This is a genomic window from Moritella sp. (assembly GCF_033791185.1).
Taxonomy (GTDB): domain Bacteria; phylum Pseudomonadota; class Gammaproteobacteria; order Enterobacterales; family Moritellaceae; genus Moritella.
This window is the reverse complement of record NZ_JASJHF010000066.1, coordinates 1-6,294: the sequence shown is the minus strand read 5'-3', so window position 1 is coordinate 6,294 and position 6,294 is coordinate 1. Positions and strand designations below refer to the sequence as shown.

The following is a 6,294-nucleotide window of genomic DNA, read 5'->3' as shown; positions in this document are numbered from 1 at the left end:
CACACCACATTACCGGCAGCAGCTGGCACTAAGCCAATAAGTGCACGAGCAAAGGTTGATTTACCACAACCTGATTCCCCTACTACACCCAGCGTTTCGCCTTCGTATAATTTGATACTCACGCCATCAACTGCTTTTAGTTTGCTCGGCAGTGCCCAAGGCCATAATGACTTTGACGGAATATCAAACTGTACTTTAAGGTTGTTAACTTCCAATAACAGTTCTTTGTTTACAGCTTGTACAGCCACTTGTTCTTGCTTTGTTGCTACTTTTTGCTTTTCAATAACAGTCATTACCATGTCTCCTGGTCTGAGAAGCAGGCTCGTAAACGGTCGCCAGCAAACGGGATTAATTGTGGTTGTTGCTGTTGGCAGTTTTCTTGTGCGCGATGACAACGGTCTTGATATGCACAACCTTTTGGCAATGATAACAAGTTAGGTGGATTGCCCGGAATAGTCGGTAAAATCTCACCTTCGGTATCTAAACGCGGAATAGACTTAAGCAGTCCTTCGGTATAAGGATGACTCGGGGTATAGAAGATGTCATTAACCTTGCCGTACTCCATAGTACGGCCAGCGTACATCACTAATACCTTGTCACAGCTGCCCGCAACCACGCCTAAATCATGGGTGATCATAATAATGGCAGTGTTAAATTTTTCTTTCAATTCATTCAATAGCTGCATGATCTGCGCTTGAATCGTTACATCTAATGCGGTAGTTGGTTCATCAGCAATGAGTAGTTTAGGGCGGCATAATAACGCCATAGCAATCATTACACGCTGACGCATACCACCAGAGAATTCATGTGGGTACATATTGATACGCGCACGTGCTTCTGGGATCTTTACCGCTTCCAGCATAAACACAGATTCTTCAAAAGCTTCCTTACGGCTCATGCCTTTATGTAAGATCAGTACCTCCATCATTTGCTCACTCACCTTCATATAAGGATTTAGTGAGGTCATAGGGTCTTGGAAGATCATAGCAATTTGTTCTGCACGAACGTGGTTAAGTTCTTTCTCTGGTAAATTTAAAATCTCTTTACCTTCAAACTTAGCACTCCCAGAAATAATACCGTTTTTTGCCAGCAATCCCATGATCGCAAATACCGTCTGTGATTTACCCGAACCAGACTCGCCGACAATACCCAATGTTTCACCGGGATTGAGGGAAAAATTTAAATCATTAACCGCCGTTACATTACCGTCTTGGGTCGTAAATTCAACGCGTAGGTCGGTTACATCTAATAAACTCATGTGACATCCTTAATCTTGTTCTAATTCTAGCTCTAACTCTAGATCCAACTATCTGAACGATAATATCTTTCAACCCGAGAATAACTTAACTTAAGCTAGCTGTTGTTAGCATCGATGCTAACAACAAGCCCCCTAGATGGGTTTACAGCGAACTCTGCATTGTTAAGTTAAGCTATTTGGTTGCCCGCTATCTGTCCTTTGGATCCAGCGCGTCACGGAGACCATCACCGACATAGTTAAAGCAAAATAGCGTTAACACCATAAATATCGCTGGGAAGGCTAATTGCCAAATTGCAATTTCCATTGTTTGTGCACCTTCTTGCAATAAGGCCCCCCAACTTGTCATTGGCTCTTGTACACCAAGACCAAGAAAACTTAAGAATGACTCCGTTAAGATCATGCTTGGGATCAACAGCGTTGAATACACAGCGACAATACCCAATACGTTTGGCACGATATGACGGGTAATGATGCCCCATCGACTCACACCACATACATGCGCCGCTTCGATAAACTCTTTACTACGTAAACTGAGCGTCTGACCGCGGACAATACGCGCCATGTCTAACCAAGCAATCGCACCAATCGCCACAAAGATTAAGATAATGTCACGACCAAAGAAGGTCACTAATACAATCACTAAGAACATGAATGGAATGGCGTAAAGGATCTCAAGGATACGCATCATCACGCGGTCTGTTTTACCACCGATAAAGCCCGATGCCGCGCCATATAGTGTACCGATAAGCACAGCAACAAGTGCGCCCATCACCCCGACCATCATCGAAATACGGCCACCAATAAAGGTACGTACAAATAAATCACGGCCTAAACTATCAGTACCAAACCAATGTTCGGCAGACGGTCCTTGGTGCAATGCATACCAATCGGTATCATCAAAAGCATGCTGACTGAGCATCGGCACAAAAATAACCGACAAGGTGATTAAAAATAAAATACATAAACTCACCATTGCCGCTTTGTTACGCATAAAACGAATGCGGGCGTCTTGCCATAAACTGCGACCTTCAATTTCTAAACTGGTCGAGAAGTTGTTTAGCGCTTCTACTTTCTCTGTTTTAGATAACATAACTAGTCCCTTAGTAGCGAATTTTCGGGTCGATATAAGCAAGTAAAATATCAACGATTGCATTAAATAAGATGAATAAGAAACCAATTAAAATGGTAATACCCATCACTAAGGAGTAATCACGGTTAAACGCCGCGTTAACAAACAACTTACCAATACCCGGTAAACCAAAGATGGTTTCAATCACCACTGAACCGGTAATAATTCCCACGAATGCAGGCCCCATGTATGAAACAACGGGTAACATCGCTGGTTTTAACGCATGTTTAATGACAATACGTGGATAGCTCAGTCCTTTCGAACGTGCCGTGCGGATAAAGTTACTGTTCATCACTTCAATCATACTGCCACGAGTGATACGCGCAAATGTCGCGACATACAGTAATGACATAGCGACAACAGGCAGGATCATGTACACCCACGTACCGCCGTTCCAACCACCAGCCGGTAACCAGCCTAAATTAATAGAGAATAGGTAAATAAGTGCCGGCGCGAGTACAAATGAAGGCATCACCACCCCGAGCATTGCGGTAGACATAATGGTGTAATCAAACCAGGTGTTCTGCCGCATTGCCGCCATGGTGCCAATAAAAACACCGAGGATAAGCGTTAATACAAAAGCAAAAAAACCAATCTTAGCGGATACTGGTAATGCCGCTCCCACCAATTCATTTACCGTAAAATCTTTATATTTAAATGAAGGCCCTAAATCACCTTGGATGATATTAGTTAAATAAGTCATGTATTGCTCAAGTACCGGTTTATCTAAACCATACTTAGCATTAATGTTCGCCATCACTTGTGGTGGTAAAGCACGCTCACTCGAAAACGGGTTACCCGGAGCAAAACGCATAAGAAAGAATGACAGCGTGATCAGCACCAACATGGTTGGGATCGATTCGAAGATACGCTTGATAATAAATTTAAACATAAATTAATACCTTATTTACACCAATAAAAGTGTAAGACCAATGCCAGTGCTCAGGGTGAACACTGGCATTAATCAATTCAATATGAAGAAAAACTATATCGTGACGCTAAAATTAATCTGCAATGATATAAAGATCTTTGGTGAAGATTTGCTCTTCGGCATTGTTTGTTGGGTAGCCGCCGACTTGAGGGCTTAACAAACGTGCTTTAACATATTGATAAATAGGTGCGATAGGCATGTCTTTTGCCAGTAGCGTTTCTGCTTTTAGGTAGATATCGTTACGTGCAGCATCACTGGTTGTCGCGAGAGCTTGTTGCATAAGTTCATCATATGACTTGCTCTTATAGTGCGCGTCATTTGAAGAGTTTGTGCTTTGCATTAATGATAGGAACGTTGAGGGTTCGTTGTAATCACCACACCAACCGGCACGTGTCACATCAAAGTTACCTTGACGCTTGCTGTCTAAGAATGATTTCCACTCTTGGTTTTCTAACGTCACGTCAATACCCAATGATTTTTTCCACATTGAGGTGATCGCAATGGCATTTTTCTTGTGGTTCTCACTGGTATTATATAACAAGTTGAACGACAGTGGCTTTGACTTATCAAAACCCGCTTCAGCTAATAGTGATTTGGCTTTTTCAATACGCTGCTTTTGCGTTAATTTGGCATAATCAGGTAATTCTGGAGTGAAACCAGAAATGATTTCAGGCGTGAAAGCATAGGCATTTTTTTGACCTTGGCCTAATAATGCTTTGGTAATGATGTCGCGATCGATAGCATATGATAGCGCTTGACGTACTCGTACATCATTAAACGGGGCTTTTTCAGTATTAAAGGCATAGTAATAAGTACACAAGTTACCCGTGATTGATACGTCTTCTTTATGCTCTTTTTGCAAACGACGGAAATGTTCGTTTGGTAGTTCATAAGTAATATCAATTTCGCCTGACAAGAAGCGGTTCATTTCTGCGACTTGGTTTTCAATCGGTAGGAAAGTTACTTTATTAATAACGGTTTTTGAATCATCCCAATATTTTTCATTACGCGTGAGGCTAATACGTTCATTTACAACCCATTGATCAACAGTGTAAGCACCGTTACCAACAAAGTTATCTGGACGCGTCCACTTATCGCCAAATTTTTCTACAGTGGCTTGGTGAACAGGTTTTACTGTTGTGTGACCCATCATCATTACGAAGTACGGTACTGCACTTTCTAATTTAATTTCAAGGGTGTAATCATCAATGGCTTTAATACCCAAGGAATCTTTATCTTTCTTACCCGCGATAATGTCTGACGCATTAATCATGGTAGTCATTTCCATATACCATGCATAAGGTGCGGCCGTCGCAGGATCCACAACGCGTTTAAAGCTGTATTCGAAATCATGCGCGGTAACGGGGTCGCCGTTAGACCATTTAGCATCTTTACGTAGGTTGAAAATGAAGGTTTTATTATCCGCCGTTTCCCAGCTTTCAGCGACACCGGGAATCGTTTTACCGTTGGCATCTTGGTTTACTAAGCCTTCCATTAAATCACGGATAACGTGTGATTCAGGTACACCTTCAGTTTTATGCGGGTCAAGTGACGCCACCTCGGTGCCATTACCACGCACGATTTCTTGGGTTTTAGCAAGCTTAACACCGGCTGGAACTTCAGCAGCAGTGGCCGTTAATGAAGTAGCGGCAAACGCAAGACCTGCGCCTAATAGTAATGATTGGGTGATTTTATTTTTTAACATGTACAACTCCAGTACGACAATTACATCCATGACCTTTAAATTTGTTTCATATTTCAATTTTTGTTGAATTGAAATATCAAGCATCTCTAAAGGAGTAGTATTTACAATACCAATTAATTCATTTAATTGCTATATATTCCAAACTATCATCAATCGACAACCGTTAATACCTACAATATGACAATTGTTAAGATTAAGTATCTAAATGTGAAGCCAATATACTTAATTCCCCCTGTCTGAAATATAACTCAATAACCCCGCAGTATTAATACTTATAGCTGATCGCTAGTACTGGAATCAAAGGCTAAAAAAAAGGCTCACTGCATGTTGTTATTCACGCTGGTGAGCCTTGTTCGTTTAGCTAAGCTGAATTCCTTAACGATTTATTTAACTATTTATTTAACTATGTCTAACGGTTCTGATAGTTTCGCTTTACCTTGCATGATACTAATTTCAACACGGCGATTACGGCGTAACTCATTGATTTCATCAGTGATAGGCTGGGTATCAGCCATACCCTGTACAATCAGGCGGTTCTCACTAAATTCTTCAACTTTGAGCATCTCATGGGCAACAGAAACCGCACGTTGGCTAGACAGATCCCATTTAGAGCGGTAGAGCTCAGAATGTAATTGTTCTTTCCCTGTATGCCCAGCAATGGTGATCATACCCGGTATCGTTGCTAGCAGTTGCGCCACTTTTTGGATCACAGGACGAAAGCGTGGTTGTAAAAAAGCGGAGCCCGCTGGGAATGAGCCTTTTTCATTAACTCGGATAATAATTTGCTGACCTAAATTTTCGACTTCAACACCACCACTGTCGATCTCTTCTTTGAGTGCTTCCGCTAATGCTTTAACTAACTCACTAATATCTTCCGTCACTTCGACTTTCTCTGTGGGGGTATTATCACGTGTTGATGTTGCGGGTGACTTACCACCATTACTGTCTTCTTCGAGTTTATTCTTACCACCAGCATTTTGATCTTCACCATCTTGGAAATCCAGTTCAGCCTCGCTGTTATCAATGGTGTGCTGCATAATCGTTTCAATAGGCGTAGGATCAGGTCGCCCGGGTCGAAATTCCTGGGCAATCACGGTCGTACCTTTGGGTATGTTCTTTACATCGATCTGATTCTGCACACCAAACGCAAACTGCATCGACCCGGCAATCTGCTTAAATTTCACTACGTCCATTTCAGAAAATGACAGCAGCAATACAAAAAAGCACATTAACAGGCTCATTAAATCGGCAAATGTGCCCATCCAGGCAGG

6 protein-coding genes are annotated in these 6,294 nt (G+C 41.9%); all 6 read right to left on the bottom strand.

Going from position 1 to position 6,294, the window contains the following annotated elements:
- Positions 1 to 299, bottom strand: a 299-nt coding sequence (locus tag QNK26_RS03940) for an ATP-binding cassette domain-containing protein (protein WP_413816347.1), incomplete at its 3' end; no start/stop codon positions are given.
- The gene (locus QNK26_RS03935) at positions 293 to 1,258 is read right to left on the bottom strand and encodes an ABC transporter ATP-binding protein (protein WP_319220960.1); all 966 of its coding nucleotides are present in this window, start codon (positions 1,256 to 1,258) and stop codon (positions 293 to 295) included. The genes QNK26_RS03940 and QNK26_RS03935, both read right to left, overlap by 7 nt.
- Positions 1,259 to 1,445: 187 nt before the next feature.
- Entirely contained in the window at positions 1,446 to 2,348 is a 903-nt protein-coding gene (gene oppC / locus QNK26_RS03930; protein WP_319220959.1) for an oligopeptide ABC transporter permease OppC, read from the bottom strand.
- 10 nt (positions 2,349 to 2,358) lie between these two features.
- Positions 2,359 to 3,279 carry an oligopeptide ABC transporter permease OppB gene (oppB, locus tag QNK26_RS03925; protein WP_319220958.1) on the bottom strand — a complete coding sequence of 307 codons (921 nt, stop codon included), beginning with the start codon at positions 3,277 to 3,279 and terminating at the stop codon, positions 2,359 to 2,361.
- A gap of 112 nt (positions 3,280 to 3,391) precedes the next feature.
- Positions 3,392 to 5,023, bottom strand: coding sequence for an ABC transporter substrate-binding protein (locus tag QNK26_RS03920; protein WP_319220957.1), 1,632 nt, complete (start codon positions 5,021 to 5,023; stop codon positions 3,392 to 3,394).
- A gap of 395 nt (positions 5,024 to 5,418) precedes the next feature.
- On the bottom strand, positions 5,419 to 6,294 hold an 876-nt coding region (locus QNK26_RS03915), incomplete at its 5' end, for a flagellar motor protein MotB (protein ID WP_319220956.1).

Coding starts and splice junctions, on each gene's coding strand:
- QNK26_RS03935 (WP_319220960.1), bottom strand. CDS start 1,258: ATGAGTTTATTAGATGTAACCGACCTACGCGTTGAATTTACGACCCAA.
- oppC (WP_319220959.1), bottom strand. CDS start 2,348: ATGTTATCTAAAACAGAGAAAGTAGAAGCGCTAAACAACTTCTCGACC.
- oppB (WP_319220958.1), bottom strand. CDS start 3,279: ATGTTTAAATTTATTATCAAGCGTATCTTCGAATCGATCCCAACCATG.
- QNK26_RS03920 (WP_319220957.1), bottom strand. CDS start 5,023: ATGTTAAAAAATAAAATCACCCAATCATTACTATTAGGCGCAGGTCTT.